This is a genomic window from Agromyces sp. CF514 (genome assembly GCF_900113185.1).
GTDB lineage: Bacteria > Actinomycetota > Actinomycetes > Actinomycetales > Microbacteriaceae > Agromyces.
Genome location: NZ_FOZD01000002.1, coordinates 109009 through 134641 on the forward strand (window position 1 = coordinate 109009; position 25633 = coordinate 134641).

The window sequence follows — 25633 nt, forward strand, 5'->3', positions numbered from 1 at the left end:
GGGCAGTTGCGCGCCCGGGGTATGGAGTTGACCGCTGGATGATGGCGGCATTCTGTGATCGCTATGCGGCGGTGTCTGCCCGTTGTGCGCGGCGGAGTTCGCGGGGGTCGGATACTCGGGCGTGTCCGATCCTCAATCCGGTCACGGAATCGGTGTTGCAGATACGGGGCCGTCATCGGGCAATAAGTCGGGCGGGGTAAACGTGCACCCAGCCCCCAATGACTCCGCGCCGGGCAGTTTGGCGGTTGTGCGCGCGCTGAGCGACCGGCTTACGGGCGCCAGCGACCCACGCGAGCGAGGTTAGCCAAGGACAGAGACGGCATGGACGTCATCTCGTTGTAGTCACTGTGCAGGTCGTGGGTGTGAACTTGACACCGAGCGGGAGATCTTGCTGGACAGCGGGTTCCCCGAGGGCCCACGTCGTTCTCAGTCCCTGTAGGTGGCCGCTTGTCTGCCCTCCGGTGTCAACGACCGCGACGAGGACCCCGGTCACCTCGTCGTCACCGAACCAGGTTTCGTTCTGTTCGGCTTCGTGGGCGATGTGCATGATCTCGGCATCGTCGAGCGCTGAGAGAGGCGGCAGTGAAGAGACGACGCCGACGGCAGCCACTCCCCGGTCGCGCGGATTGATCGGCGATGCGTTCATGAGTGACCCGTCGGACATCGCGGCTAGGTCTGCGGCGATGTACAGCTTTGGTGCGTAGGCATCCTCGCTGAGTCGACAGTCGCGTGGCGACGAAACGACGACTGGAAAGGGTGTGGTGGAGGACAATCGAACGATCAGTCCGCCGAGAACCAGCGTTCCAACCACGACTGTGACGGCCAGTGCGATCACCCAACCGCGCAGCACACGGGCCTTGTGTTGGTAGGCCTGCTCAGGTGGCAGTTGCACCTCACGCAGCGGACTGATCACCGGGACTCCCTTCGAACGGCACGCCACATTGTTTCGAACGCAGAAGGTGACCGAAGGTCAGCATCTGGATCGTCATGCAGTTGTGACCGCGTCGCCATCCCGCTCCTGGCCTCCGATCATCCGGCGCGGTACCGGAAGGCTGGCGCCGCTAGCCTGACCTGATGATCTGGAAGCGGCGCACGAAGTCTGAGCAGGGATGGTTGACTCCTGAACTTGCGCAACTCGTAGTCGAGAGCCACGTCGAGGTTGCCACCAAGCAAGACCGCGCTGCCGAACTCTGGGGCATTGGGTCGGCCGATCGCTGGTCCGCTGATCTCGCCGCCGGAACGATTTCGTTCGAGTTCCCGGACCGCTTGATTACAGGGCAGGTGGAGCTGATCGGTAGCTACGCCCTGGCAGCAGGCACCTGGCTCTGGGGGTGGGCAAACGGATCCGTGCCTGAGTCAGCAACTGGCGCCTCACGAGAAGTGGCGGCGGCCGCGGCGCGGCCGGGATTCGAGTTGCTCGCTCAGGCGAAGCTCGAGATTCCGGTAGAAATGGCGGACGATCTGGCCAATATCACTGTCGAGCTGGCCGGCTTGGATGGCTGGTACCGAGGGCCATCGATGGCCAACTACGTCTACCTCGGCTTCCGCGACCTCGCCCCGTCCCAAAGCTGACGTCGGCAGCAGTCACCGTAGAGGGATCCCGTTCGGACGCCCAGTGAGGATCGGTGCTTGAACCCGTGGCACTCGAGCGTTCGCGGACCGGCATTCGGGCGCCAACTCGTCTCGTGATTGAGTGACCAGGCGCGCGGAGCTGCTAGCGTCAGCGCAACAATATTGCCGGAGGAGGTGGGCGGAATTGCGCATTCGCCTACGCGAGATCTCGCACATTGAGCGCTCGGAATTGATCCTGCTCGCAGGTGGGGCCGGGATCACAACGGCGGTTATCGCGTCCGTCACCCAGCTCCTTGTCGGGGCGTACAACCCGCTGCTCGCGTTGGGATTCCTCCCCTACTCGCTGCTGATCGCAGTACCCATTTGCTTGATTGCGAGCCTCCTCGCCCTTGGCGCGGGACTCGGGTCGCGAGCGCTCACCACGAAACTCGTTCGTTCAGGACAGGCGGCGGCCATCACGGGCGGGCTCGGTGTGGTGGCGACGGGCGTCGCGGTAACCCTCCTAATGGCCGGTCCCCTCGGTGGGTTCGGTCCTGCGTTCTGGACAGGGATGGCAGCATCCGCGATCGGAGGAGTGGCGGTGGTCGTCTGGGCTCTCCGCTGCTCACCAGTGGAGTAGAGCTGCACGACCAAGGATGCATGAACCACGCCAAGCCTTCGTCAGGCTTTGCCGTGAGGATCCATGAGCGGGTGATCGATTAAGCGATGCGTTCTCTGATCGCGGGAAGCGCAAAGTCAATCGCCGCATGGATTACGTCCGAGGCGATCTCGCTCCGGTTCGCGCCGCCCGCATCCAGTGTCCACCATCGATCGGTTGTACCCATGAGCAATCCGACGCGCTCCCACCAGCTCCGCTCCAAGGGATAGCCGACGTTGGGGCTTGGTCTCGCAGGAAGCCCCACACGATCCTGACGCGTCGCCTCCCAATCGGCTTTCCGGATGACTTGCGCGTTCATCGTGAACTTCACGTATTCGCTCGTGCTCGAGACCGACGATTGGATGCCGAGTTGTGCGAAGAACTCGCGGCTCGGTACGGCGAACGTACGCTCGATTCCCGTCAGTCCCGCGGCCCGGAGTCGAGGAGCCAGGTCTTCGCGTAACAGTGCCTTGAGCTGTTCTTGCGCAGTTGCCATCTATTGCTTCCGCGGTACATTTGCGCGAACGTCATCTGCCTGAGCTTCATCCAGCACCCATCGTTGGTTCTTCCGGTGATGCGGGTACTTGGCGCGGAGATAGTCCCGCACCACCTTCCCGGGTCGATCTTCATTTGTATAGCCGAGTTCTCGAGCGAGTTCTGCGGGTTCGTGCGTCGTCATGAGCGAGAGCGTACGCCCCGCCGCGACCGCACTGCAGCGGCCCGCTTAGGTATCCGCTTGCGGGGTCAGCTGATCGCGGTCGCCGTTCCGTTGGGACCTTTCGTTAGGCGTTTGCTCGTCCGTCAGCGGACTGACGCACCTCAGCGCACGTCGTCGGCCCGCGGCATCCGTGCCGCCTGCTGGTCGTGCTCGGCGATGTCGCGGTCGAGCTCGTCCTCGATGAGCAGGTCACGCCGCACGTGGTCGCTGCGGTAGGCCGAGCGGCCGAGCATGTGCGCGGTCATCGGCTGCGTGAGCAGCTGGAACGTCATGATCAGCACGACGGTCGTGAGCACGCCCCAGGTCGGTACCTGCACGACGATCGCGACGAGCACGGCCGCGAGGCCCAGTACCTGCGGCTTGGTCGCCGCGTGCAGCCGGGTGAGCACGTCGGGGAAGCGCAGGATGCCGATGCCCGCGGCCATCGAGAGGAACCCGCTCACCACGATGAGCAGCCCGACGGCGATCTCGGCGGCGCTCACGAGGCATCCTGCTTCGCCATGTACCGGGCGATCGAGATCGACCCGACCACTGCGAACATCGCCAGTACGAGCAGCACCACGAGCGTGTCGGTGTGCTTGTTGACGGCCATCTCGGCGCCGAGCGCGCAGATCGCGATCGCGAGCAGCACGTCGGTCGCGAGGGCGCGATCGAGGATCGACGGGCCCTTGATGATGCGCACCACCGCGGCGATCGCGCCGATGCCGAACATGACGCCCGCGACGATGCTCGCGAGCACGAGGAAGCTCATGTCCCCTCCTTCGAACGGATGTCCCGGTCGGGCGCCGTGCGGGCCTGGGCGCGTCGCTCACGGCGCGCCTCGCGCACCGACTCGGCCTGGGCGTGGGTGCCGATGGCCAGCACGATGCGCTCCTCGGTGCCGAGCACGTCGCGGTGCGTGCGCTCGATGTCGGCCCGCGTGCGCGTGCCGAGCGCGTGCAGGTAGAGCAGCCCGCGCTCGCGGTCGATGTCGACCACGACCGTGCCGGGCACGACCGAGATGGCCTCGGCCGTGAGCGTGGTCACGAGGTCGGAACGTGTCAGCAGCTGCACGGCGATGATCGAGTTCATCGGCTTCCACCACGGGTTGATCGAGAACCACGCGACCTGCAGCGACGCGACGACCACGTCGAACATCATGCGGAGCCCGAGCAGCAGTCCGCGCCACGCGTTGAATCGCCCGCTGAGCAGCACCGGCGGCAGGTACAGCGTGCGCGTCACGAGCACGGCGAGCACGATGCCCGAGACGACGGTGAGCAGGTCGATGTGATCCCAGAGGAAGCACCAGAGCGCCACCAGGGCGACGAGCAGCGGGAGCTGGCGCCAGACCGACCCCCAGCGGGAGACCGCGGGGCGGGCGCCGACGTCGGGCTGCGCGCCGGCAGCGGGACGAGGACTGGGGGTGCCGCTCACTGCACACCTCCCGGGAAGACGAGGGAGACGTAGACCGAGGGGTCGATCAGGTTCTCGGCCGCGCGGTCGGCGAGCCCGAAGATCGGCCCCGCGAAGACCGTGAGCAGCACCGTGACGACGACGAGCACCGTCGTCGCCGCGACCATGAGCCGGGGGGTGGTCTTGGTGGCGGTGACGGTCGCACCCTCGGGCGCCTCCTGCACCGAGCCGAGCAGCACCGACTCGTAACCCTCGAGCTCCTCGCGGCGACGCCAGAACGCCATGTTCCAGAACCGGGTCAGCGCGTAGAGCGTGATGAGCGAGGTGATCGCGCCCGCGGCGATGACGACCCACACGAGCCAGGCGGTCGCGGGGTCTGCGGCGGCCTGCTCGCCGCCCGCGAGGAACAGGCCCGTCTTGCCGAGGAAGCCCGAGAACGGCGGGATGCCGCCGAGGTTCAGGGCCGGGATGAAGAACAGGATCGCGAGGAACGGCGAGGCCTTGAGCAGGCCCGCGAGCCGGTTGATCGAGGTCGCCCCGCCGAAGCGCTCGATCAGCCCCGTCGTGAGGAACAGGGTCGTCTGCACCGTGATGTGGTGCACGACGTAGTAGATCGTCGCGGCCATGCCGAGCTGGGTGCCGAGCGCGATGCCGAAGATCATGTAGCCGATGTGGCTCACGAGCGTGAACGAGAGCAGTCGCTTGATGTCGGCCTGGGTCAGGGCGCCCAGGATGCCGATGACCATGGTCAGCCCGCCGATGACCATGAGCAGCAACGAGAGGTCCTGCTCGGAGAAGATCACCGTCTCGGTGCGGATGATCGCGTAGACGCCGACCTTGGTGAGCAGGCCCGCGAACACCGCCGTGACCGGCGCAGGCGCGGTCGGGTACGAGTCGGGCAGCCAGAACGACAGGGGGAAGACGGCGGCCTTGATGCCGAACGCGATGAGCAGCAGCAGGTGCAGCACGAGCTGCACGCTGTCGGGCAGCGCCCCGATGCGCACCGACAGCTGCGCGATGTTCGCCGTGCCCGTCGCGCCGTAGATGAGCGCGATCGCGCTGAGGAAGAACAGCGACGAGACGAGGCTCACGATGATGTAGGTGACGCCCGCGCGGATGCGCTCGCCCGTGCCGCCGAGGGTCAGCAGCACGTAGCTCGCCGACAGCAGGATCTCGAACCCGACGTAGAGGTTGAAGAGGTCGCCCGCGATGAAGGCGTTGAACACTCCAGCCGACAGGATCAGGTAGCTCGGGTGGAAGATCGACACCGGGGTCTCGCGGTGGCGGTCGGCGACGCCCTGCCCGACCGCGTACACGAGCACCACGAGCAGCACGACGGCCGAGACGAGCAGCATGATGGCCGAGAGCCGGTCGACGACGAGCACGATACCGAACGGCGCCGGCCACCCGCCGACGTTCACCGCGAGCGGGTCGCCGGCGTCGACGACGGCGAGCAGCACCGACGCGATGACCACGACGCTCGCGAGCACCGCGGTGCTGACGATCATCTGGGCGCGACGGTGGCGGCCGAGGATGAGCGCGGTCGCCGCGCCGAGCAGCGGCAGCAGCACTACGAGGGGCACGAGTGCGGCGGGGGTCATCGGTCGGCCTCCCGGTCTGCGTCGCGAGCGGATGCCTCGAGCTCGAGCCGTTCTTCGAGGTCGTCGTCGGGCTCCTCGTCGCTCGCCTCGATGATCTCCTGGATCGCGGCGTCGTCGGCCGCGGAGCTGCGGATGAGGTCGGCCGCCTCTTCGGCGTCGTGCAGGTCTTCGTCCTCGTCGTCGATGAGGTCGCCCTTGGCGCCCAGCTGCGCCAGCCACCACGAACGGTAGATGAGGGCGAGCATGAACGCCGTGATGCCGAGGTTGATGACGATCGCGGTGAGCACGAACGCCTGCGGAAGCGGGTCGGAGATCTCGTCGGGGTCGACGCCCTCACCGAGGAGCGGGGCGAGCCCCGGTGCCCCGCTCATGAGGTAGATGAGCACGTTCACCGCATTGCCCACGAGCAGGAACCCGATGAGCACGCGCGTCAGGCTGCGCTCGAGCATGATCGAGATGCCCGCGCCGAACATGACGGCCATCAGGATCACGAGCGTGAGAGATCCGGTCATGCGCGCACCCCCTCGGTCGGGGCGGACTCGGGGGTCTCGTCTTCGGACGCCTCCTCCTGCTGGCGGTCGACCTCGCCGCCGAGCGAGCGCAGGATGTCGAGCACGAGACCGACGACCACGAGGTACACGCCGATGTCGAACAGCGTCGACGTGCCGATCGAGATCGTGCCGAGCACCGGCACCTCGGCCTCGAACCAGGCCGATTCGAGCGGGATGCCGCTGAAGAACAGCGAGGCCGTCGCGGTTCCGGCGGCGAGCAGGAGGCCCGTGCCGAGCAGGCGCCCGGCGTCGACCGGGGCGGCCTCGCCGAGCTCGTAGCGACCGCCCGCGAGGTAGCGCGCCACGAGCGCGAGGCCGGCCAGCAACCCGCCCGCGAAGCCGCCACCCGGCGCGTTGTGGCCGACGAAGAGCAGGAAGACCGAGACGACGATCGCGGGGTGGAAGAGCAGGCGCACGAGCACCTCGATCAGGATCGATCGGTTGCGTGGCGAGATCGTACGGCCGGCGAGCAGCCACGTCTGCCTCGTCGACGCCGCCTCGGCCGCGGCATCCGTCTCGCCGTCGGTGTTCGCGAGGCTCGTGCGCGGGGCGCGGATGCTCGCCGCCTGCTCGGGCAGCGGACGGATGCGGTCGCGCCGGTCGAGGCCGAGGTCGCCGTCGTCGAGGCGCGGCGCCCCGCCGGTGCGGCCCGAGACGAAGATCAGGCTCGCGACACCCGTCGCCACCGCGACCAGGACCGAGATCTCGCCGAGGGTGTCCCACGCACGGATGTCGACGAGCATGACGTTCACGATGTTCTTGCCGTGCGCCTCGAGCGAGAGGGCAGGCAGGCCGCCGGCGATCGTCGGCTCGATGCGCGCGCCCAGCGCGACCAGGCCGATCACGCCCATGACGACGCCGGACACGGCGCCGATCACGCCGCGCGCGACCTTGTGCACCGGGGGGTTGCGCTGTGCGATCTGCTTCGGGAGCCGGCGCAGCACGAGCACGAACACGACGAGCACGATCGTCTCGACGAGCGCCTGGGTGAGGGCGAGGTCGGGCGCGCCGGACATGCCGAAGAGCAGCACGAGGCCGTAGCCCGTGACGCTCACGAGCAGCACCGCGGTCATGCGCTGCCGCACGAGCACGGCCGCGACGGCGGCGACGCACATGACCGCGGCGATGAACGGCTGCGAGCTGAAGTCCCAGAGCCGGATGTCGGCGGGCCACTCGGAGTTCAGGATCGAGGCCGTGCCGAGCCCGCCGATGAACACCGCGACGATGATCGTGAGGTAGCCGGGCAGGCCACGGGACTGGATCGCGGTCGTGATCGCCGCAGCGGTGCGGTCGACCGCCGACACGATGCCGAGGTACCCGCGACTCGAGTCGACCATGGGCACGACGGCGGCCTGCAGGCGCGCGACCTCGCGCCTGGCCCACACCATGAGACCGCCGACCGCGAAGACGCCGAGCGAGATGAAGAGCGCGGGCTCGAGGCCGTGCCAGAGCGCGAGATGGTACGCGTGCTCGCCCGGAAGGTCGTCGGCGTACGCCGTGAGCAGCGGCTCGACGAACCCGATCGCGAAGGCCGCGACGAGGCTCGCGGCGGCCAGGACGCCCGGAGCGACGGCGATGGCCGCGCCGGTCGCGTGCAGGGGCGTCGGCGCGACGTCGGGCTTCGTCGAGAACGCGCCCCACAGGAACCGCGCCGTGTACGCGAACGTGAGCACCGAGCCGGCCACGGCGCCGACGAGGGCGATCCAGGCCCAGAGCGCGACCTGGCCGCCCGCCTCGGTCGCGTCGAGGAATGCGGTGAACACGCCCTCCTTCGCCACGAAGCCGAGCAGGGGAGGGATCCCGGCCATCGACGCGGCTGCGAGGGCCGCGATCGTCGCGACCACGGGCATGCGCCGCCCGAGGCCGGAGAGCCTGCGCCAGTCGCGCGTGCCCGCGGCGTGGTCGACGATGCCGACGGTGAGGAACAGGGCGGCCTTGAACATGGCGTGCGCGAGCAGCAGCGCGACGCCCGCGAGCGCGGCATCGCGTGTGCCGAAGCCCGTGACGAGCACGAGGAAGCCGAGCTGGCTCACGGTGCCGTAGGCGAGCAGCAGCTTGAGGTCGTACTGGCGCAGCGCGCGCCATCCGCCGACGAGCATGGTGAGCACGCCGAGTCCGATGACGATCGGATGCCACACCGAGAGGTCGGCGTAGCCGGGGGCGAGTCGCGCGACGAGGTAGACGCCGGCCTTGACCATCGCCGCCGCGTGCAGGTACGCGGAGACCGGGGTGGGAGCCGCCATCGCCGCCGGCAGCCAGAAGTGGAACGGCACGAGCGCGCTCTTCGAGATGGCGCCGACGAGCACGAGCGCGATGCCCCACTCGGCCGCGGCCCCCGTGACCGGGTTCGCGATGAGTTCGGAGAGCGAGGTCGTGCCGCCCTCGACCGCGAGCAGCACGAGGCCGACGAGCATCGCGAGTCCGCCGAACGTCGTCACCGTGAGCGCCTGCAGCGCCGCACCGCGACTCTCTTTACGGCCGGTGTAGTGGCCGATGAGGAGGTACGAGAGCACGCTCGTGGCCTCCCAGAACGTGAACAGCACGAACACGTCGTCGGAGGTGACGAGGCCGAGCATCACGCCCGCGAACGCGAGCAGCAGCCCGGCGAAGCGGCCCAGCGCGGGCTCGTCGTCGGCGAAGTACCAGGTGCAGTAGAGCAGCACGAGTGCGCCGATGCCCGTCACGACGAGGGAGAGGATCAGTGCGAGGGCGTCCATGCGGAAGCTCAGCGCGATGTCGAGCTCGGGGATCCACGAGACGGATTCGACGACGGGCGTGCCGGCGAGCACGCCGGGCAGCCAGGTCAGCAGCACCACGAAGACCGCGGCGGGCACGAGGGCGATGACCGCGAAGACCCGACGGCCCAGACGCTTCGCGAGCCACGGGGTGAGCATCGAGACCGCCGCGAAGATCGCGAGGCTGGTGATCATCCACCCTCCTCACGCTTCAGTTTCAGTCACAGTCCGTCCGGACAGTTTACCGGGGCTTCGGGCACTCACGTCCCGGTGACCGCGAAAGACATGAACCGCGAGGGATGCCGCGGGCGGGCGGATGACGCAGGATGGACGGATGCCGATCCTCATCACCGCCGACGAACTCGCACGACGCCTCGCCGACGATGCGCCGGCCGCGCGCACCGTCGTCCTCGACGTCCGCTGGACCCTCGCCCAGCCCGACGGCACCGAGGCATACCGTGCGGGGCATATTCCCGGGGCCGTGTACGTCGACCTCGACACCGAGCTCGCCGACCACGGCGCAGTGGGCGCCGGAAGGCACCCGCTCCCGTCCGAGCAGGCATTCACCGCCGCGATGCGACGGTGGGGCCTGCGCGACGGCGACACGGCGGTCGTGGTCGACGACCTCAGTGGGCAGTCGGCCGCCAGGGCCTGGTGGCTGCTGCGCTACGCGGGATTCGACGACGTGCGCATCCTCGACGGCGCGCTCGGCGCGTGGCGTGCTGCGGGGCATCCGCTCGAGACCGGCGACGTCGTGCCCGATGCCGGTGACGCGACCGCTCGGTACGGAGGCATGCGCGTGGTCGACATCGATGGGGCTGCCGCGCTGTCCGGGCGCGGAGTACTGCTCGACGCGCGTGCGGCCGATCGATACCGCGGCGACGTCGAGCCGATCGACCCGCGCGCCGGACACATCCCGGGCGCCCGATCGGCGCCCACCGGATCCGCGCTCGACGCGGACGGCCGGTTCCTGCCCGCGGACGTGCTGCGCGCCCGATTCGCCGAGGTGGGCGCCGTACCGGGTGCCGAGGTCGCGACCTACTGCGGCTCGGGCGTCACCGGCGCGCACGCCGTCGCCGCGCTCGCCATCGCCGGCGTCGACGCCGCGCTGTTCCCCGGATCGTGGAGCCAGTGGTCGACCGACGCCTCGCGACCCGTGGCGACGGGCGCCGAGCCCGGCTGAGCCGGCGGCGCGGGGTGGCCCGCCGAGTCGGCCGAGCCGCTCGTCGGTCTCAGGCCGGCAGGTGCCCGACGCCGATGATCGTCGAGAGGTCGGCCCGCGTGATGCCGCGCTCGGCCAGGAGTTCGCGGAACCGCGTCGCGACCCGCTCGCGCGTCTCGTCGTTGAGGTCGGCGACGAGCCTCGACCTCGACATGCCCATGACGAGTCGCCACGACAGGTCGTCGTCGAGGTCGACGTGCCGCGGCACCAGTTCGCCGCGCGTCTGCTCGAGCCCGAGGCCGCCCAGCCACTGCGCGAGCGCTCCGGGGGATTCGGGAACGGACGGCACCGCGCGGTCGCGGTACGCGGCGACCGCCTCGGAGCCGGCCTCGCCGCCCTCGGCCTCGACCGCGTCGCACAACGCCTTGGTGAACTCCTCGAACGCGCTCGGAGCCCAGAGGGTGACCGCGAACCTCCCACCGGGCTTCAGCCGCTCGACGAGCCGCCGGGCACCGGCCTCGGGGTCGAGGAAGAAGAACACCCCGAGCACGCACTGCACGAGGTCGTAGCCGGTCGGCTCCCACTCGAGCACGTCGGCGGCGTGCAGCCGGAGCTGCGGCAGCGGGGCCGACTCGCGCTCGGCGCGCTCGCGCGCGAGCTCGATCATCGACTCCGACAGGTCGATCGCGTCGACCGCCCCCGACGGACCCACGAGCTCGGCCGTCGGCACCGCCGATGCGCCGTTCCCGCAGCACGCGTCGAGCACCAGCTCGCCGAACTGCGGCGAGGAGCGCAGCACCGTCGCCATCGAGATCGGATCCCACACCACCTCGTCGAGCTCGGCGAATGCCCGCGCATGCTCCACGAAGTGCCTGACGGTACCCCGAACGTCCCCTTGTTCCCCCATGGCCCCATTCTGGCCGGTGATCGGGCCGGATGTCTGGAATTCAGGCAATCGAAAGCCCGAACGTGCAGACTGGAACCTTCCTGCTTTCCGATCGAATCGAGAAGACCCCCTCATGAATCGTGCCCTGCGCCGCGTCGCGCCCGTCGCGCTCGCCACCGCGGCCGCCGCCCTGCTCCTCGCCGGATGCGCCGGCGGCGGAGACCCCGAAGCCTCGGACACCCCTGCCGCCGCCGATTGCATGGACCTCCCGTCGGGCGAGCTCAGCGACGGCGTGAAGGTCGAGGGCGACTTCGGGTCGGTGCCCACGGTGACCTTCGACACCCCGCTCGAGGCCGATGAGCTGCAGCGCACCATCGTCATCGAGGGCGACGGCGAGACGACGGCCGCCGGCGACAGCGTCAACGCCGTGGTCAGCGCCTACGCCGGATCCAGCGGCACCCAGCTGTTCTCGCAGCCCGCCACCATCGAGGCCGGCGGCGAGGGCGTCTACGAGGCGTTCCTCGCGGGCATCGACTGCGTGCCCACCGGCACCCGCACCGTCACCGTCGCCCCGGCATCGGCACTCTACGACGGCGCCGGCAACGAGAACGTCGGCCTCGCCGCGGGCGAGAGCGTCGTCATCGTCGTCGACGTCAAGGAGCCGCTCACGGCGAAGGAGTGGACCGAAGACGTGCCCGAGGTGAAGTTCGGCGCCGAGGGCGAGGCCCCCACGGTCACCCTGCCCGACACCGAGCCGCCGGCCGACTTCCAGATCAAGGTGCTCGAAGAGGGCGACGGCGACGTCGTCGCGACCGGCGACACCGTGACGCTGAACTACCAGGGCACGAGCTGGGACACCGGCGAGGTCTTCGACCAGAGCTACGGCGGCGACCCCGCGCAGTTCTCGACCGACCAGGTGATCCAGGGCTTCGGCGCAGCGCTCGTCGGCCAGAAGGTCGGCACCAAGCTCATCGTCTCGATCCCGCCGGAGTACGCCTACGGCACCGACGCCGATGCCGCCGAGCTCGGTGGGCAGACCCTGGTGTTCCTCGTCGAGATCCTCGACACGGCACCCGCGGCCTAACCTCCGCAGCACGAACGGCGAACGGGCCGCAGCGAGTGATCGCTGCGGCCCGTTCCGCGTCTGCGAGTTGCCGCAGGAGGGCGTGGCGGAGGGGTCAGGCCTGCGATGCGGGCTGCGCCTGCGCCGCGGCATCCGTCGCCCTGATGCGCCGCACGGGACGCTGCAGGCCGCGAGCGACGCCCGTGCGCTCGAGGCGACGCGCGATGAGCAGTCCGAGCCAGACGCCCGCGAGGTTCGAGAGCACCGAGAGCGTCGGGTACGCGACCTGCGCCCACAACGGCATGCGGTCGACGCCGAGGAACGGCATCGAGTAGAGCGCGTAGGGCAGCGCGAACGCGGCGGCGCCGACGTAGAAGATCCACGGGCGGAACGAGCGGTACAGTCCGAGCGCGAGCGGGATCTCGACCATCGCGCCGATCATGAGGCACGTGAGGATCGCCGAGGGGCCCTGCGGGGTCAGCACCGCGTTGATGAGGCCCGCGATGAGCGAGGTCAGCAGCGCGACGCCCGGCTGGCGCAGCAGTGCGAGCGCGATGACGAACGGGATGCTCCAGATGCCGGCGAACGCGGCGTAGAGCAGCGGGATCGCCGGGGCGACCGTCGTCGAGAGCACGAACGCCGGGATGAGCACGATGCCCGCGGCGGCGCCGATCGCGGCGCACGTGAGCAGCAGGCGGGTGGGGGCCTTCATGCGGGTCGTCTTCGCAGGCACGGCTCAGGCTCCGATCAGCTGGGCGGTCTCGATCGCGGCGGCGCCCTTCGGCAGGCGCCAGTACCCGCAGAAGCTCACGTCGGTCTTCGCCCAGCCGCGTTCGTTCACCAGCAGTCGACGGATGCCGGTGGCGAGCCCCGACTCGCCGACCGCGTATCCGTGGGTCACGACGTCGGCGGGCAGTTCGAGCGTGGCCGCCGCTGCGTACGCGCCCGCGCCCGGCCGATCGTGGTGCTCGCGCACGACCCAGTGGACGACCAGGCCGGCCGGCTTCGGGAACTCCTGCGCGTCGTCGGCGTGCGGGATCTCGACGATCGCGACGCCGCGCGCATCGGCGGACAGCGACGCGGCGATGCCCGCGACGGCCGGCAGGCCCGTCTCGTCGGCGACGAGCAGGAACCACTCGGCCTCGTCGGGGGCGTCGAATCCGTAGCCCTCGTCGAGGACGCCGATGCGGTCGCCGATCAGGCACGACGCGGCCCACGCGGCCGCCACGCCCTCGAGCTCGCCCGTCTCGGGGTGCTCGTGCAGCACGAAGTCGATGTCGAGCTCGGCACCGCGCTCGGCGGTCGCCGCACGGTACTCGCGCACCGTGTAGTTGCGCATCGTCGGGCGCTCCGCCTTCGGGGTGCGGAGCAGCTGCGCGTACCCGAGGTAGCCGTCGCGGTCGGGCAGGCGCACGCCCTCTGCACCCTGGGGCGGCAGGAACAGGCGGAACCACTGGTCGAACCCGCGCGGCGTGAATCGGTCGATCTCGCCGCCGCCCACGGTGATGCGCGTGAACGACGGGCTCACGCGCGCGGTGGCCAGCACCTCGAGCTCGATCGGCGTGGTGCGCTCGGTCTTCACCTGGCGGCTGTGCGTCTTGGCCATCGGGGGTCCTTCCGGGACTCGGGGGTCGTGACTTCGTCGTGGCGGTGCGGGTGGTGCGGGTGGTGCGGGTGGTGCGGGCGGTGCGGGTCGTTCCGGGTCGTGCCGGTGGTGCGGTGGTGCGGTTCGTGCGCCTGGTCGGTCTCGGGCCGTCGACGGGCGGGCCGCCGGTCAGAGCCCGACGTCGGTGCGGTCGCCGGTCACGCCGCCGAGACCCGCCTGGAGCGCCCACCAGTAGACGGCCGCCGACACGGCCCAGAACGCGACGACGAACACCGTGTCGCGCACGCGCCAGCGGCTGATCGTGCGCTCGGTGCGCGTCGGGTGGGCGCCGAAGGCGCGGGCGTCCATCGCGAGGGCGACGCGCTCGGCGTGCCGGATCGCGCTCGCGAGCAGCGGGATCGCCGTGCCGATCGTGCGCCGGACCGCCGCGATCGGGCCGCGACCGGCATCCGTCCCGCGCACGCGATGCGCGGCGCGGATCACCTCGAGCTCGTGCCCGAAGCGCGGCACGAACCGCAGCGCGGCGAGGGCCGTGTAGCCGATGCGGTACGGCACGCGCAGGTTCTGCACGAGCGCGCGCACGAGCTCGGGCCCGCTCGTGGTGAGCCCGGCGATGAGCGAGAGCATGAGCAGCGCGGCGATGCGGAGCGCCGTGGCGAGGCCCACGAGATAGGCCCCGAGCGTGAAGCTCCAGTCGCCGACCGAGAAGAGGACGACGGATGCCGCGGCGCCGGCATCCTCGACGCGGGCCGGGTCGACCCACAGTCCGAAGCTCAGCCCGAGCACTGCGATCGCGACCGGCGTGCCGAGCAGCAGCACGGCCAGGGTGCGGCCGGAGAGCCGTGCGCCGACGAGCAGCAGGCCGAGCGCGAGCACGATGAACGCGGTCGGGATCGCGAGGCCGCGCGTGAAGATGAGCGCGAGCATCACGGGCAGCGGCGCCGCGAACTTCGCCAGCGGGTTGAGGTGGTGCAGGAAGCGGATGCCGGGGGCGGGCGCCTGCTCGGCGTACGGGTCGCGCGGCAGGGCGGCGGTCGCGGCGGCCGGTGCGGCGGCCGGTGCGGCGGGCGCGGCGGAGACGAGCGCGCCCGCCTGCACGTCGGGAGCCGGGGACTCGGGGGTCACGGCGCTCATGCGGCGGCCCGATCGCGAGCGGGCAGCTGCGACATCCGGGTGACCGCATGCCATTCGGGGTGCCGGGCGAGCCCGCGCGTCGCACGTGCGAGGGGCGGATGCCGCAGTCCGGCCGCCTCGATCAGCGGGCCCGCGAGCACCTCGGCCGTCGGGCCGACGCCGAGCAGGCGTCCGTCGCGCATGACGGCGACGTGCGTGGCGTGGTCGGCGACGAGCTGGAGGTCGTGGGTGACGACGAGCACGGTCGTGCCCTCGACGTTGAGCCCGCTCAGGATGTCGAGCAGCTCGGACGCGCGGGCGCGGTCCTGGCCGAACGTGGGCTCGTCGAGTGCGAGCACCGGGGCTCCGGCGACGAGCGCGGTGCCGACCGAGAGCCGCCGTTTCTGCCCGCCCGAGAGCAGGAACGGGTGCCGGTCGCGGTGCTCGGCCAGGTCGAAGCGGGCCAGCATGCGGTCGACCTCGATGCGCCGGGCCGCCTCGTCGACGCCCTGGAGCCGGAGCCCCAGCTCGAGCTCCTCGGCGACGGTGTGCGCGACGAACTGGTGCTCTGGGTTCTGGAACACGAAGCCGATCTGGCGTGCACGGGTGCGCGCGTCGGCGCGCGAGGGATCCATGCCGAGCACGTCGACGCTGCCCTTCGGCGACGCGATGACGCCGGCGATGGCCTGCAGCAGCGTGGTCTTGCCCGCGCCGTTCGTGCCGACGATCGCGAGGAAGTCACCGGATGCCACGTCGAGGTCGACCGCGTCGACGACCACCGGTCCGCGACGGCCGCCTCGGCGCACCGAGCAGTCGCGCACGGTGATCGCGGGCGCGGGCGCTGCCCCCGTGTTCCCGGCCAGGGATCGCGCGGACGCGAATGGTCGCTCCACCGCGCCGGAAGCGGCCATTCGCGTCCGCGCGGGAGTGGCGGCGTCAGCGGTGAAGGTGGCGGGAGTGGACGGGGCGGCGGAGCCGAGGAGCGGTGCCGGCAGCACGTCGACGGCGTCGAGCGCGGCCCCGAGTTCGGCGGGGCTGAGCGGCAGCGGGTCGAGCACGACGCCCGCCTCGCGCAGCCTCAGCGCGGCGAGCGTCGAGACGGGCAGCCACACGCCGAGTTCGAGCAACTGCTCGGCGCGGGTCCGCAGCACCTCGTGCGCCGGGCCGTCGATCACGAGGCGTCCGGCGGCGTCGAGCACGATCACGCGGTCGACGATGTCGACGGCGGCGTCGAGGTTGTGCTCGACGAGCACGATCGCGTGGTCGCGCTCGCTCGCGAGGTCGCGGAGCACCGCGTAGACCTCGTCGATTCCGGCCGGGTCGAGGTTCGCGGTCGGTTCGTCGAGCACGAGCACGGGCGACGCGAGGGCCAGCGCGCACGCGATCGCGAGCCGCTGCCGCCCGCCGCCCGAGAGCACGTCGGGGTTGTCGGCGCGGCGCTCCCACAGGCCCACGAGTTTGAGCGCGCGCTCGGCGCGTTCGAGCACCTCGGATGCCGCGACGAGCTGGTTCTCGGGCCCGAAGCAGACCTCGTCGAGCAGGGTGCCCGTGACGACCTGCGCGTCGGGGTCTTGGAAGACCATCGCGACGTGCTCGCTGAGCTCGGCGACCGTGTGCTCGGCGCTGTCGATCCCGGCGACGCGCACGGTTCCCTCGAGCGTGGCGGGCACGGCGTGCGGCACGAGGCCGTCGAGCGCGAGCGCGAGCGTCGACTTGCCGCATCCGGAGGGCCCGAGCAGCAGCACGACCTCGCCTGGGCGCACCTCGAACGAGACGCCGTCGGGCGTCGGCCGCGCGGCCTCGTCGTGGCGGATGCTCACGGCGTCGAGGGCGATGAGGGGGGCGGCGGTCACGTGGATCCCGGAGATCGGCCGGAGCATCTGCGGGTCCGGGGCGGTGGGTTGGGCTCGCCGAGCGATCGGCTTAGGACAGCCTAACCTTTGCCGTCGGATGCCGCGACACCCGCCGGTCGAGGGTGCCGCGACATCCGCCGGTCGAGGGTGCCTACGCGACGGCCGCCCGGCGCGAAGCGTGCGCGAGCATCGCGGCTTCGAGCTCGGCCTCGATGAGACCGAAGGTGTCGTACTGGGCGATGGCATCGGCCAGGCCTCGGGCGCGAGCGGTGAACGCCGGGTCGGCGAGCACCCGGCCGACGGCGTCGCGGACGGCTTCGGCGGTCGGCGTTCCCGTCCGGAGGTTCACGCCGACGCCCGACCACTCCACGCGCATCGACACCTCGGGCTTGTCCTCGGTGTCGCCCGCGGCGACGAGCGGCACGCCGTGGCTCAGCGCGTACTGCGTGCCGCCGTATCCGGCGTTCGTGACGAAGACGTCGGTCTTCGGCATGAGCTGGTCGTACGGGAGGAACTCGGCTGCACGCGCGTTGGCGGGCAGTTCGCCGAGGTCGGCCACGGGGCATCCGCCGGTCGACACGACGACGAGCACGTCGTGGTCGGCGAGCGCGTCGAGCGTCGGCCGGATGAGCCGGTCGAGGTCCTTGTTGTCGATCGTGCCCTGCGTGACGTGCACGACCGGTCGCGATCCGTCGAGCTCGTGCCACCACTCGGGGAGGGGACCCGCGGCGGGAGCGGGCGGCAGCACGGTGCCGACGAAGCGCACGTTCTCGGAGAGGTCGCGGCGCGGCGGCTCGAAGTCCGACGGGCCGAGCTGCAGGAACCGCTCGTGCAGGCGCGAGAGGTCGAGCACGAACGACGGCAGGCTCGGGCGTCCGAGCTCGTGCAGCAGGTCGTTCGCCAGCTTCTGCGTCGAGCGGAACATGACGCGCTGCACGAGCACGTTGAGCACGCGGTTGCGCACCCGGCCGAGCGCGCCGGGCTTCGGCAGGAGCCCGAGGCCGTACGGCGCGACATCCGTGCTGGACTGGCTGAACGGAAGCACGCCGACGGCGATGATCGGGGGCAGGTCCGCACCGACCCCGCCCTGCCGGTCGAGCAGCAGCGGCAGCACCCCGGCGAACGCGGTCTCGACGAGGATCGCGTCGGGCGCGCACTCGTCGATGGCCGCCTCGACGGCGGCGAACTGGTCGGGCACGGTCTTCACGAAGATCGTCTGCACGTCGTACTGCAGCTTCGCGATGCCGTGGTGGCGGTCGCGGTCCGGCAGGTGCTCCTGCATGACGCGGTCGTCGTAGTCGGCGACCCCGCCCAGCGAGCGGTGGGTCGCGCCGGCGGCCTCGACCGCGGAGCGGAAGCGCGTACCGGTCAGCACGGTGACGGTGTGACCGCGCGACACGAGGTCGTGCGCGATGGCGATCATGGGGGAGACGTGCCCCTGGATGGGGTTGGAGCAGAGCAGGTAGTTCGACATGTGGATCTCTTCGACGGATGCGGCGAACCGGGCGGATGCGTCCGGCGCATGCCGGTGAACACCCGGCACGAGGGGCGACGCTAGCCATGGGCGGATCTCGCCCGCCACCGATTCCCCACGATCTCGGTGCTGGCACCCCGGCGAATCAGGGCAGGCACCGAGAAATGCCGCTCAGGCTGGCCCCACCGCGGGAATGCTCGGCTCATCTGCGGTGTTGTATCAATGTCCGGGTGCGGAAGACCTCGCATCCGAGGGAGGACAACGTGGGAATCAGTTACGTCGAGTTCGAAGACGAAGCCGGGGTCCTGCGCCGCTACCGCAAGCACGCGAACGGCCGTGGCCTCGTCTCGACGACGGCGAAGGTCGATGCGAGCGCCTTCGTCGACCCGACGGCGTACGTCGATCCGGGAGCCGAGGTGCAGCGCGGCGCGCGCATCGAGCACGGCGGATGGGTCGAGGCCGGGGCGATCGTCGCCGAGCGCGCGGTCGTGGGCGTGAACGCCCGGATCGGCCAGCGCGCGGTCATCGGCCGCAGCGCCGTCGTCGGACCGTTCGCCCAGGTGGGCCGGGAGGCGCGCGTGCAGAACGCCGCCCGGGTGCCGCGCGAGTACGTCGTCGAGTCCGGTGCCGAGTTCGAGGCGTCCGGAGACGACCTGCGGCGGCTCGGCCTCGCGGCCTGACGCTCGGAGCCCCGTCGCCGATCCGCTCCACGACGGCGACCACGCGCGAACGACGCCCGCTCGACCATCAGGTCGGGCGGGCGTCGTCGTGCCGGAAGGCGCCGAGGCGGGAGCCGGAGCCGATCAGCCGCGCGGCGGCTGCCCGCCGCCACCGCCCATGCCGCCGGAAACCTGCTCGCCGGCCACGCCCGACCCGACGGTCGACCCGTCCGCGGTGGCCGTGTAGGTCTCGCCGTCCACGAGATCGGGCGAGGAGACCACGATCGACTCGACCTGCTTGAACGTCTCGTAGGTCGCGACGACCGTGCCGTCGGAGGCGACGACCTGCAGCGTCGTTCCCGCTGCTGCCGTCGAGTCGAGCACGATCGCGACCGAGGCCTGCGCCGAGTCGCTGCCCGGTGCGACGAGCATGCCCGAGCTTCCGGCGGCCACGATGGTTCCGCCGGACACGTCGAACGTGCCGTCCACGTCGAGCGCCCCGTTCATCTGCTCGGTCGGTCCGTCGACGACCACCTCGCCGCCCGTGACGGTCGCATCGCCGTTGACGTCGATGCCGTCGCCGTCGGAGTGCACGACCAGGGTGCCTCCCGAGATCGTGAGCGTGCGGCCCGACGAGCTCGACGACTGGGCGTAGGCGTCGGGTGAGCCGCCGCCCGTGCCGTCGGCACCGTCGGCCGCGTCCGCGCCGCCTGCGACGTTGACGCCGTCGTCGCTGCCCGAGACCTCGGTGTCGCCGCCGCTGATCGTGATCGCGGCCGCTTCGAGGGCTTCGTACGACCGTGTCACGAGCACGGTGCCGCCCGACACGGTGAGCGCGACATCCGCGTGCACGCCGTCGTCGCCCGAGGCGAGGGTCACGTCGCCGCTCGCGAGGTGGGCCGTGTTGTCCGTGTGCAGCGCGTCGTCGGCGGCGTCGACGTCGATCGTGCCGCCGTCGACGACGACGTACACGTCGCCCTTCACGCCCTTCATCGAGGTCTCGTCGGATGCCGTAGCATCCGCTCCTCCACCCGCGGTGACGTCGAGCGTGCCGCCCCAGATCACGGCGTCGGTCGCCGCGTCGATGCCGTCGCCGCCCGACACGACCGTGACGTCTCCGCCCGCGATCGCGACGTAGCCGCGCTCGGCCTCTTCGGCGTTGTCGGCCTTGATGCCGTCGCCGCCCGCGGTCACGTCGATCGTGCCGCCCGTGATCATGACGAGGTCCTTGCCGCGGATGCCGTCATCGGCGGCGTCGACCGTCAGGTCGCCGCCCGCGATCGTGAGCGCATCGCTCGACGCGATGCCGTCGTTGCCGTTCCCGTGCACGGTGAGGGCTCCGGATCCCGAGATCACGAGGTCGGCGGCGCTCGCGAGTGCCGCATTCGCCGAGACGTCGTCGGCGTAGCCGGAGGCATCCGACAGTGTGTTCTCACTGCCCGCGGCCAGCACGAGCTGCACCTCGTCGGCGGCGACGATGTCGATCGCGGCGCCGTCGGCGTTCGCGATGTCGACGCCGTCGAGCACGATCGTCACGTCGGCGTCCGCCGCGTCGACGATGAGCTGCCCGGTGGTCGAGCCGCTCACCAGGTAGGTGCCCGCGGCCGTGATCGTGACGACGTCGCCGCTCACGGTCACGCCGTCGGCGGCGGTCGGGCTCGCCAGGTCGATCGAGATCGCGGATGCCGCGTCGTAGCCCTCGATCGCGGTCGGCGCCTCCTCGTTGTCGGCCATGACCTCGGCCGCGCTCGCGCCGGGTGCGACGGCCGCTGCCTGCTCGAGGGTGACGGTCGAGTCGCCCGTCGACGCGGAGGTCTCGGCGTCGGCGGCGCCGGCGCAGCTCGCGAGCAGCAGTGTGCCGGTGAGGGCGAGCGGGGCGAGGCCGGCGGCGATGAACCGGGGGCGGCGGCGGGTGCGCTTCTCGGAGGTCATGAGGGGTCCTTTCGGGGAGTCGTGATCGTCGTGCGGCCGGCGAGAGCCGCAGCCGTGGGAGCCGCAGGCGAGTGCATCGCCTGCGCGAAGTGTGCGCGGAGCACGGGCGCCCACCGGTTGGCGGGCAGTCCGGGTCTGAGTGCCGCGAGGCCTGTGCCGAACTTCGAGACGGTCGTGGGCCGATGGCCGAGCGACCAGAGGGTGCGATCGATCGGTCCGGCGCTGCCGCCGGACTTCGTCTCGACGATGACCGAGCGAGGGGTCGAGAGGGTGCGGGCGTGCGCTCCGTGTTCGATCCACTCGAGGTCGACATCGATCGTCGCGCGGGTCCCGCCCGGAACGAGCAGGGTCGCGCGCCGGTACCGCGTGGTGAGCACGGGCACGAACGGCTCGTGCTCCGGCGGTCGGATGCCGGCCTCGCCGAGCGTGGCCGTCGCGTAGTCGAGGGCGTCGCCCTGCAGGCTCGTCGTGCCCGACGGGTCGATGGAGACGCGTTCCTTCACCGTGACGGCCCGGCCGCCCCTGGTCTTCACCTCGAGGAAGCTCGCGTCGGAGTCGACGTACGACCGCGTGCGGATCTTGTACCGCCGCCGTCGACCGTAGGCGGCCAGGTGGTAGCTCTCGAGGTCGCTCGTGTCGAAGTAGACCGAGTCGTAGCGGGCCGAACGGGTGCCGCCGATCTCGAGGGCGAGGGTTCCCCGCGGCAGGCGCTCCAGCAGCGAGGGCAGCGCGCTCGCCGGCAGCATGTACTTGCGGTCCACGCGGGTCAGCAGTTCGGCCGACGCGTTCAGCTCGTCGAGGGCGATCGGGTCGAGCGCGGCGATCGGTGCGAGGGCGAACGCGGTGGCGGGGGGCTCGAGATGCGGTGTCCCTCGACCCGCGGGGATCATGCGCCGACCGCCTCGTGTCGAAGCGCGGACTCGCGGCGCGGCACCCGAACGCGGTCGAGCTCGTAGCGCACGTCGACCGTCGTGGTGTCGTTCACGAGGTCGAGCCGCTCGACGCGGAGCGCGCGCACCCGGGCGCCGAGCAGCGCCTCGAGTTGCTCCTGCAGTTCGGTCTCGTCGGCGATCGCGCGGTCGACCACGACGAGCTGCTGGCGGTACCGCTGCAGCACGCGGCCGTTGTCGACCGCGGCGAGCACGGCGACGACGAGCGCCATGAGCGCCGGAGCGGCCCAGCCGAGGGCGGCGCCGAGTCCGCCGATGAGGCCGAGGGCGAGCGCCGCGAAGTAGTAGGCGACCTCGTGCTGCTGGATCTCGCTCGAGCGCAGTCGGATGATCGAGAGCACGCCGAACAGGCCGAGCCCGAGTCCGGCACCGACCGCGGTCGACCCGAGCACGAGCGACACGGCGAGCACGCCGATGTTGACCGTCAGGTAGGCGACGAGCAGGTCGCGACGCCGGTGGCGCGGGAAGTACAGGCCGAACACCAGCGCGCCGACGGCGACCAGGTCGATGGCGAGCAGGAGGATGGGGTCCATGTGGATGCTCCGAACGTTGTCGAGGCATCCCATTCCGTCAGGCGCGTCAAGCCGGCCGCTGTGGGCTTCCGATGGCCTTCCTATGCGTCACGGGCGCGTTCACTGAACGCGTGACACGACTCAGAACAGGCGTTCGGCGAGCAGCGCGAGGGTCTGCTCGCGGCCCGGCGAGGCATCCGTCGCCTCTGGCGCATATGCGCCCGAGATGGGCGAGATCATGACCTCGTCGATGCCGTGGCGCGTCGCGAGGGTGCGCAGTTCGGATGCCGCGGCATCCGCATCGCCGATGATCCAGCGTCGCTCCATGCCGGCGATGAGCTCCTCGACCATGGAGTCGGCGGGTGCGGCCTGGGCCTCTTCGACGGTCTCGAGCTCGCGCATCGGGCGGTTCGTGCGCAGGCGGGCCATGGCGCGCAGCTGCGGCAGCGCACGCGCCCGGGCCTCGTCTGCCGTGGGCGCGACCGAGGCGTTCGCGGTGAGGAAGGTCTCGGGCGTCGGGTGCGCCTCGCTCGGCCGGTACTCGGTGCGGTACAGCTCGAGCGCGCGCTCGAGCCCCTCGCCCGAGAAGTGGTTCGCGAACACGTAGGGCAGGCCGAGCGAGGCCGCGAGCTTCGCCGAGTAGTCGCTCGACCCGAGCAGCCACACCTGCGGCGTGCCGGTCGCGGCGGGCGTGGCCGTGATCGCGTACTCGCGCCCGCTCGTGAGGCGCAGCGTCGCGCCGTCGGGCGAGACGAGGCCGAGGATGTCGGCGATGTGATCGGGGAACCGGTCGACGTCGGCCGTCGGCCCCGAGATGCGCAGCAACTGCGTGATGACCGGGTCGCTGCCCGGTGCGCGGCCGAGGCCGAGGTCGATGCGGCCAGGGGCGATGGCCTCGAGCGCGGCGAACTGCTCGGCGACGACGAACGGCGCGTGGTTCGGCAGCATGACCCCGCCGGACCCGACACGGATGCGTTCGGTCTGCGCGACCGTGGCCGCGATGAGCACGGGCGGGGTGGTCGAGGCCACCGACCGCATGTTGTGGTGCTCGGCGAACCAGTAGCGGGTGAACCCCAGCCGGTCGGCGAGCTTCGCCAGGCCGACGGATGCCGCGACGGCCCCCGCACTGGTCTGGCCGCTCCGCACGGGAACGAGGTCGAGCACGGACAGGCGCAGCGTTTCAGACATCGTCAAGGGCAACGGGCGGCGGGCTCCGGGTATTCCGGATGCCGCGGCATCCGCTCTCCCGTCAGGGTTCGCCAGAACCCGATCGTCGACGAAACCGCTGATCAGGGGCGTGGCCGGGCGCTTGCGCGAGGCCTCCGTTCTTCGCGGGATAACCCTGAGCGGCTTGCAGGGATGCCACTGGCGCGCGCACCTCGCCGTCGCCGTTGTATGGGTTCTGCGTTCGTGCGTGCCGATGGGATCCCCCGCGGCCGTCCGCCTCACCGAGTGGGGCCAGGGCCCGCGGCGCGTCCCCATCGAAAGGAACCACCAGTGAACACCCCCGTGTCCGGCGCCGCTTCGAGCGCCGACCGATCCGCACAGGACCTGCCCGTCTCGCCCGTCTCGCCGGTCTCGCCCGTCGTCGACGGCCCCGCCGCCCGCGTCACCGACTTGGCCTCGGTCCGCGCCCGCCACGAGCGCCCGGACTACATCGTGCCGACCAGTCGCGAGGAGGCGCTCGCCGCGTTCGCGACCCGCGTCGACGGGCGCGTGAGCCTTCCCGGCGATGCAGGCTGGGACGCCGATCGCCTCGCCTGGAACCTCGCCGTCGACCAGCGCCCCGCCGCCGTCGTGGTCGCGGCCAGCGCGGACGACGCCGTGAAGACCGTGCGCGTCGCGGCGGCCATGGGCCTCGGCGTCGCCGCCCAGTCGACCGGCCACAACGCCGGCCCCCTCGCCGCGCAGGCCGACTTCGATGACGTCGTGCTGCTGCGCATGCACGAGCTGCGCGGCGTCGAGATCGACGTCGAGGCGCGCATCGCCCGCATCCAGCCCGGCGCCCAGTGGGGCGACGTGGTCGCCGCCGCGACCCCGCACGGCCTGGCCGCGCTCGCCGGATCGTCGCACGACGTCGGCGTCATGGGCTACACGCTCGGCGGCGGCGTGAGCTGGCTCGCCCGCTCGCACGGTCTCGCCGCGAACCAGGTTCTCGCCGCCGAGATCGTCACCGCCGACGGCGAGCTGCGCCGCATCGACGCCGAGCACGACGAAGACCTGTTCTGGGCGATCCGCGGGGGCGGCGGCGACTTCGGAGTCGTCACCGCGCTCGAGTTCCGCCTCTTCCCGATCACCGAGGTCGTCGCGGGCATGATGCTCTGGCCGCTGGAGGCCGCGGAGGACGTGCTGCAGGCCTGGGCCGCCTGGACCGGCGGGCTGCCCGACAGCGTGACCTCGACGGTGCGCGTGCTGCGCCTGCCCCCGCTGCCCGAGCTGCCCCCGTTCCTCGCCGGACGTTCGCTCGTCGTCGTCGAGGCCGTCTGCCAGGAGACCCCCGAGCGAGCGGCGCAGCTGCTCGCCCCGCTGCGCGCGCTGGCACCCGAGATCGACACCGTGCACCCGCAGTCCGTCGCCGAGCTGCTGCAGCTGCACATGGATCCGCCGGTGCCGACTCCCGGGCACGGCGACGGCATGATGCTCTCGGAGTTCTCGCCCGCGACCGTGCGTGCGTTCCTCGACGCCGTCGGGCCGGGTGCCGAGACGGCCCTGCTCTCAGCGGAGATCCGCCACCTGGGCGGCGCGGTCGACCCCGACGCGGCGCTCGCGCTGGCGGCCGAGCACGAGGTGCCCGTGCCGGGAGTGGTCTCGGGGTTCGACGCCCAGTACCTCGTGTACGCGGTCGGCATCCCGATGCCGGGCATCGGCGACGCCCTCGTGAAGTCGCTCGGGCGCCTGTTCTCGCGCATCGAGCCGTGGCGCGCCCCTGTGGAGTACCTGAATTTCGCCGAGCACGCCCGCTCTGCCGAGCAGCTCTGGGGCGATCGCGTGCACCGCCTGCGCGCGGTCAAGCTCGACGTCGACCCTCAGGGGCTGATCCGCTCGAACCACCCGGTCCGCCGCTGAGCTCCCGAACGGCGGATGCCGCGGCCGACACGCCCTCCCCCCGGCGGCGTGGCGGCCTCGGCATCCGCCGTTCCGTTTGTCGCGGCGCGTCGCAGCGCGTCGGGTCGCAGCGCGTCGATGCTCGCGGGTCTCGAGGCCGTTCGCTCAGGGT

At 71.3% G+C, this 25633-nt stretch carries 23 protein-coding genes; 5 read left to right on the plus strand and 18 right to left on the minus strand.

Annotation, left to right across the window (positions count from 1 at the left end; genetic code table 11):
• Positions 1-328: 328 nt before the first annotated feature.
• Positions 329-913, minus strand: coding sequence for a hypothetical protein (locus tag BM342_RS19635; RefSeq protein WP_143109881.1), 585 nt, complete (start codon positions 911-913; stop codon positions 329-331).
• 161 nt (positions 914-1074) lie between these two features.
• On the opposite strand from BM342_RS19635, the gene BM342_RS13390 reads away from it, so the two are divergent.
• Positions 1075-1572: a DUF6882 domain-containing protein gene (locus BM342_RS13390; RefSeq protein ID WP_092967055.1), complete on the plus strand. Its 498-nt coding sequence runs from the start codon at positions 1075-1077 to the stop codon at positions 1570-1572.
• A gap of 698 nt (positions 1573-2270) precedes the next feature.
• Here BM342_RS13390 and BM342_RS13400 read toward each other — a convergent pair.
• From BM342_RS13400 to BM342_RS13430, 7 genes are all read right to left on the minus strand, one after another.
• Entirely contained in the window at positions 2271-2705 is a 435-nt protein-coding gene (locus tag BM342_RS13400; protein ID WP_092967059.1) for a DUF4304 domain-containing protein, read from the minus strand.
• A 323-nt stretch (positions 2706-3028) separates the two neighbouring features.
• Positions 3029-3409, minus strand: coding sequence for a monovalent cation/H(+) antiporter subunit G (gene mnhG / locus BM342_RS13405; protein WP_092968596.1), 381 nt, complete (start codon positions 3407-3409; stop codon positions 3029-3031).
• Complete coding sequence (locus tag BM342_RS13410; RefSeq protein WP_092968598.1) at positions 3406-3678, minus strand: MrpF/PhaF family protein; 273 nt, start codon at positions 3676-3678, stop codon at positions 3406-3408. Before BM342_RS13410 ends, mnhG begins: the two co-directional genes overlap by 4 nt.
• Positions 3675-4340, minus strand: coding sequence for a Na+/H+ antiporter subunit E (locus BM342_RS13415; RefSeq protein ID WP_255368800.1), 666 nt, complete (start codon positions 4338-4340; stop codon positions 3675-3677). Before BM342_RS13415 ends, BM342_RS13410 begins: the two co-directional genes overlap by 4 nt.
• Positions 4337-5920 (minus strand): Na+/H+ antiporter subunit D, encoded by a 1584-nt coding sequence (locus BM342_RS13420; protein WP_092967061.1) that lies wholly within the window; start codon positions 5918-5920, stop codon positions 4337-4339. The genes BM342_RS13415 and BM342_RS13420 overlap by 4 nt, the downstream gene beginning before the upstream one ends.
• The gene (locus BM342_RS13425) at positions 5917-6432 is read right to left on the minus strand and encodes a sodium:proton antiporter (RefSeq protein WP_092967063.1); all 516 of its coding nucleotides are present in this window, start codon (positions 6430-6432) and stop codon (positions 5917-5919) included. Before BM342_RS13425 ends, BM342_RS13420 begins: the two co-directional genes overlap by 4 nt.
• Positions 6429-9401 (minus strand): Na+/H+ antiporter subunit A, encoded by a 2973-nt coding sequence (locus tag BM342_RS13430; protein ID WP_092967065.1) that lies wholly within the window; start codon positions 9399-9401, stop codon positions 6429-6431. The genes BM342_RS13425 and BM342_RS13430 overlap by 4 nt, the downstream gene beginning before the upstream one ends.
• Positions 9402-9540: 139 nt before the next feature.
• On the opposite strand from BM342_RS13430, the gene BM342_RS13435 reads away from it, so the two are divergent.
• Entirely contained in the window at positions 9541-10389 is an 849-nt protein-coding gene (locus BM342_RS13435) for a sulfurtransferase (RefSeq protein WP_092967067.1), read from the plus strand.
• Positions 10390-10438: 49 nt separating this feature from the next.
• On the opposite strand, the gene BM342_RS19970 is transcribed toward BM342_RS13435, so the two are convergent.
• Positions 10439-11233 (minus strand): class I SAM-dependent methyltransferase, encoded by a 795-nt coding sequence (locus BM342_RS19970; protein ID WP_218154945.1) that lies wholly within the window; start codon positions 11231-11233, stop codon positions 10439-10441.
• 154 nt (positions 11234-11387) lie between these two features.
• Here BM342_RS19970 and BM342_RS13445 point away from each other — a divergent pair, with 154 nt between their 5' ends.
• Positions 11388-12338, plus strand: coding sequence for an FKBP-type peptidyl-prolyl cis-trans isomerase (locus tag BM342_RS13445; RefSeq protein WP_143109883.1), 951 nt, complete (start codon positions 11388-11390; stop codon positions 12336-12338).
• Between the two features lie 94 nt (positions 12339-12432).
• On the opposite strand, the gene BM342_RS13450 is transcribed toward BM342_RS13445, so the two are convergent.
• The 5 genes from BM342_RS13450 to BM342_RS13470 all read right to left on the minus strand — a co-directional run bounded on the left by BM342_RS13450 (position 12433) and on the right by BM342_RS13470 (position 18432).
• Positions 12433-13029 (minus strand): ECF transporter S component, encoded by a 597-nt coding sequence (locus BM342_RS13450; RefSeq protein WP_092968602.1) that lies wholly within the window; start codon positions 13027-13029, stop codon positions 12433-12435.
• Between the two features lie 24 nt (positions 13030-13053).
• Positions 13054-13923 (minus strand): siderophore-interacting protein, encoded by an 870-nt coding sequence (locus tag BM342_RS13455; protein WP_092967071.1) that lies wholly within the window; start codon positions 13921-13923, stop codon positions 13054-13056.
• A 168-nt stretch (positions 13924-14091) separates the two neighbouring features.
• Positions 14092-15057, minus strand: coding sequence for an energy-coupling factor transporter transmembrane component T family protein (locus BM342_RS13460; protein ID WP_092967073.1), 966 nt, complete (start codon positions 15055-15057; stop codon positions 14092-14094).
• The gene (locus tag BM342_RS13465) at positions 15054-16889 is read right to left on the minus strand and encodes an ABC transporter ATP-binding protein (protein WP_369823163.1); all 1836 of its coding nucleotides are present in this window, start codon (positions 16887-16889) and stop codon (positions 15054-15056) included. Before BM342_RS13465 ends, BM342_RS13460 begins: the two co-directional genes overlap by 4 nt.
• 151 nt (positions 16890-17040) lie before the next feature.
• Positions 17041-18432: a glycosyltransferase gene (locus BM342_RS13470; RefSeq protein ID WP_143109884.1), complete on the minus strand. Its 1392-nt coding sequence runs from the start codon at positions 18430-18432 to the stop codon at positions 17041-17043.
• 194 nt (positions 18433-18626) lie between these two features.
• On the opposite strand from BM342_RS13470, the gene BM342_RS13475 reads away from it, so the two are divergent.
• Positions 18627-19043 (plus strand): hypothetical protein, encoded by a 417-nt coding sequence (locus BM342_RS13475; protein ID WP_092967079.1) that lies wholly within the window; start codon positions 18627-18629, stop codon positions 19041-19043.
• 123 nt (positions 19044-19166) lie between these two features.
• On the opposite strand, the gene BM342_RS13480 is transcribed toward BM342_RS13475, so the two are convergent.
• From BM342_RS13480 to BM342_RS13495, 4 genes are all read right to left on the minus strand, one after another.
• A complete protein-coding gene (locus BM342_RS13480; protein ID WP_092967081.1) occupies positions 19167-20954 on the minus strand; it encodes a carbohydrate-binding domain-containing protein in 1788 nt (595 codons plus the stop codon).
• Positions 20951-21844, minus strand: a complete 894-nt coding sequence (locus tag BM342_RS13485; protein WP_092967083.1) for a polyphosphate polymerase domain-containing protein — start codon at positions 21842-21844, stop codon at positions 20951-20953. Before BM342_RS13485 ends, BM342_RS13480 begins: the two co-directional genes overlap by 4 nt.
• The gene (locus BM342_RS13490; protein ID WP_092967085.1) at positions 21841-22437 is read right to left on the minus strand and encodes a DUF4956 domain-containing protein; all 597 of its coding nucleotides are present in this window, start codon (positions 22435-22437) and stop codon (positions 21841-21843) included. Before BM342_RS13490 ends, BM342_RS13485 begins: the two co-directional genes overlap by 4 nt.
• A 120-nt stretch (positions 22438-22557) precedes the next feature.
• Positions 22558-23604 carry an LLM class flavin-dependent oxidoreductase gene (locus BM342_RS13495; RefSeq protein WP_092967087.1) on the minus strand — a complete coding sequence of 349 codons (1047 nt, stop codon included), beginning with the start codon at positions 23602-23604 and terminating at the stop codon, positions 22558-22560.
• A gap of 309 nt (positions 23605-23913) precedes the next feature.
• Here BM342_RS13495 and BM342_RS13500 point away from each other — a divergent pair, with 309 nt between their 5' ends.
• Positions 23914-25482, plus strand: a complete 1569-nt coding sequence (locus BM342_RS13500; protein WP_218154946.1) for an FAD-binding oxidoreductase — start codon at positions 23914-23916, stop codon at positions 25480-25482.
• Positions 25483-25633: the final 151 nt, after the last annotated feature.

What these genes read in the sequence shown, in the direction of transcription:
- BM342_RS13430 (WP_092967065.1), bottom strand. Translation starts at nt 9,401, where the DNA reads ATGATCACCAGCCTCGCGATCTTCGCGGCGGTCTCGATGCTCACCCCG.
- BM342_RS13460 (WP_092967073.1), bottom strand. Translation starts at nt 15,057, where the DNA reads ATGAGCGCCGTGACCCCCGAGTCCCCGGCTCCCGACGTGCAGGCGGGC.
- BM342_RS13480 (WP_092967081.1), bottom strand. Translation starts at nt 20,954, where the DNA reads ATGACCTCCGAGAAGCGCACCCGCCGCCGCCCCCGGTTCATCGCCGCC.
- BM342_RS13495 (WP_092967087.1), bottom strand. Translation starts at nt 23,604, where the DNA reads ATGTCTGAAACGCTGCGCCTGTCCGTGCTCGACCTCGTTCCCGTGCGG.
- BM342_RS13455 (WP_092967071.1), bottom strand. Translation starts at nt 13,923, where the DNA reads ATGGCCAAGACGCACAGCCGCCAGGTGAAGACCGAGCGCACCACGCCG.
- BM342_RS13450 (WP_092968602.1), bottom strand. Translation starts at nt 13,029, where the DNA reads ATGAAGGCCCCCACCCGCCTGCTGCTCACGTGCGCCGCGATCGGCGCC.
- BM342_RS13420 (WP_092967061.1), bottom strand. Translation starts at nt 5,920, where the DNA reads ATGACCCCCGCCGCACTCGTGCCCCTCGTAGTGCTGCTGCCGCTGCTC.
- BM342_RS13400 (WP_092967059.1), bottom strand. Translation starts at nt 2,705, where the DNA reads ATGGCAACTGCGCAAGAACAGCTCAAGGCACTGTTACGCGAAGACCTG.
- BM342_RS13425 (WP_092967063.1), bottom strand. Translation starts at nt 6,432, where the DNA reads ATGACCGGATCTCTCACGCTCGTGATCCTGATGGCCGTCATGTTCGGC.
- BM342_RS13490 (WP_092967085.1), bottom strand. Translation starts at nt 22,437, where the DNA reads ATGGACCCCATCCTCCTGCTCGCCATCGACCTGGTCGCCGTCGGCGCG.
- BM342_RS13485 (WP_092967083.1), bottom strand. Translation starts at nt 21,844, where the DNA reads ATGATCCCCGCGGGTCGAGGGACACCGCATCTCGAGCCCCCCGCCACC.
- BM342_RS13390 (WP_092967055.1), top strand. Translation starts at nt 1,075, where the DNA reads ATGATCTGGAAGCGGCGCACGAAGTCTGAGCAGGGATGGTTGACTCCT.
- BM342_RS13445 (WP_143109883.1), top strand. Translation starts at nt 11,388, where the DNA reads ATGAATCGTGCCCTGCGCCGCGTCGCGCCCGTCGCGCTCGCCACCGCG.
- BM342_RS13435 (WP_092967067.1), top strand. Translation starts at nt 9,541, where the DNA reads ATGCCGATCCTCATCACCGCCGACGAACTCGCACGACGCCTCGCCGAC.
- BM342_RS13410 (WP_092968598.1), bottom strand. Translation starts at nt 3,678, where the DNA reads ATGAGCTTCCTCGTGCTCGCGAGCATCGTCGCGGGCGTCATGTTCGGC.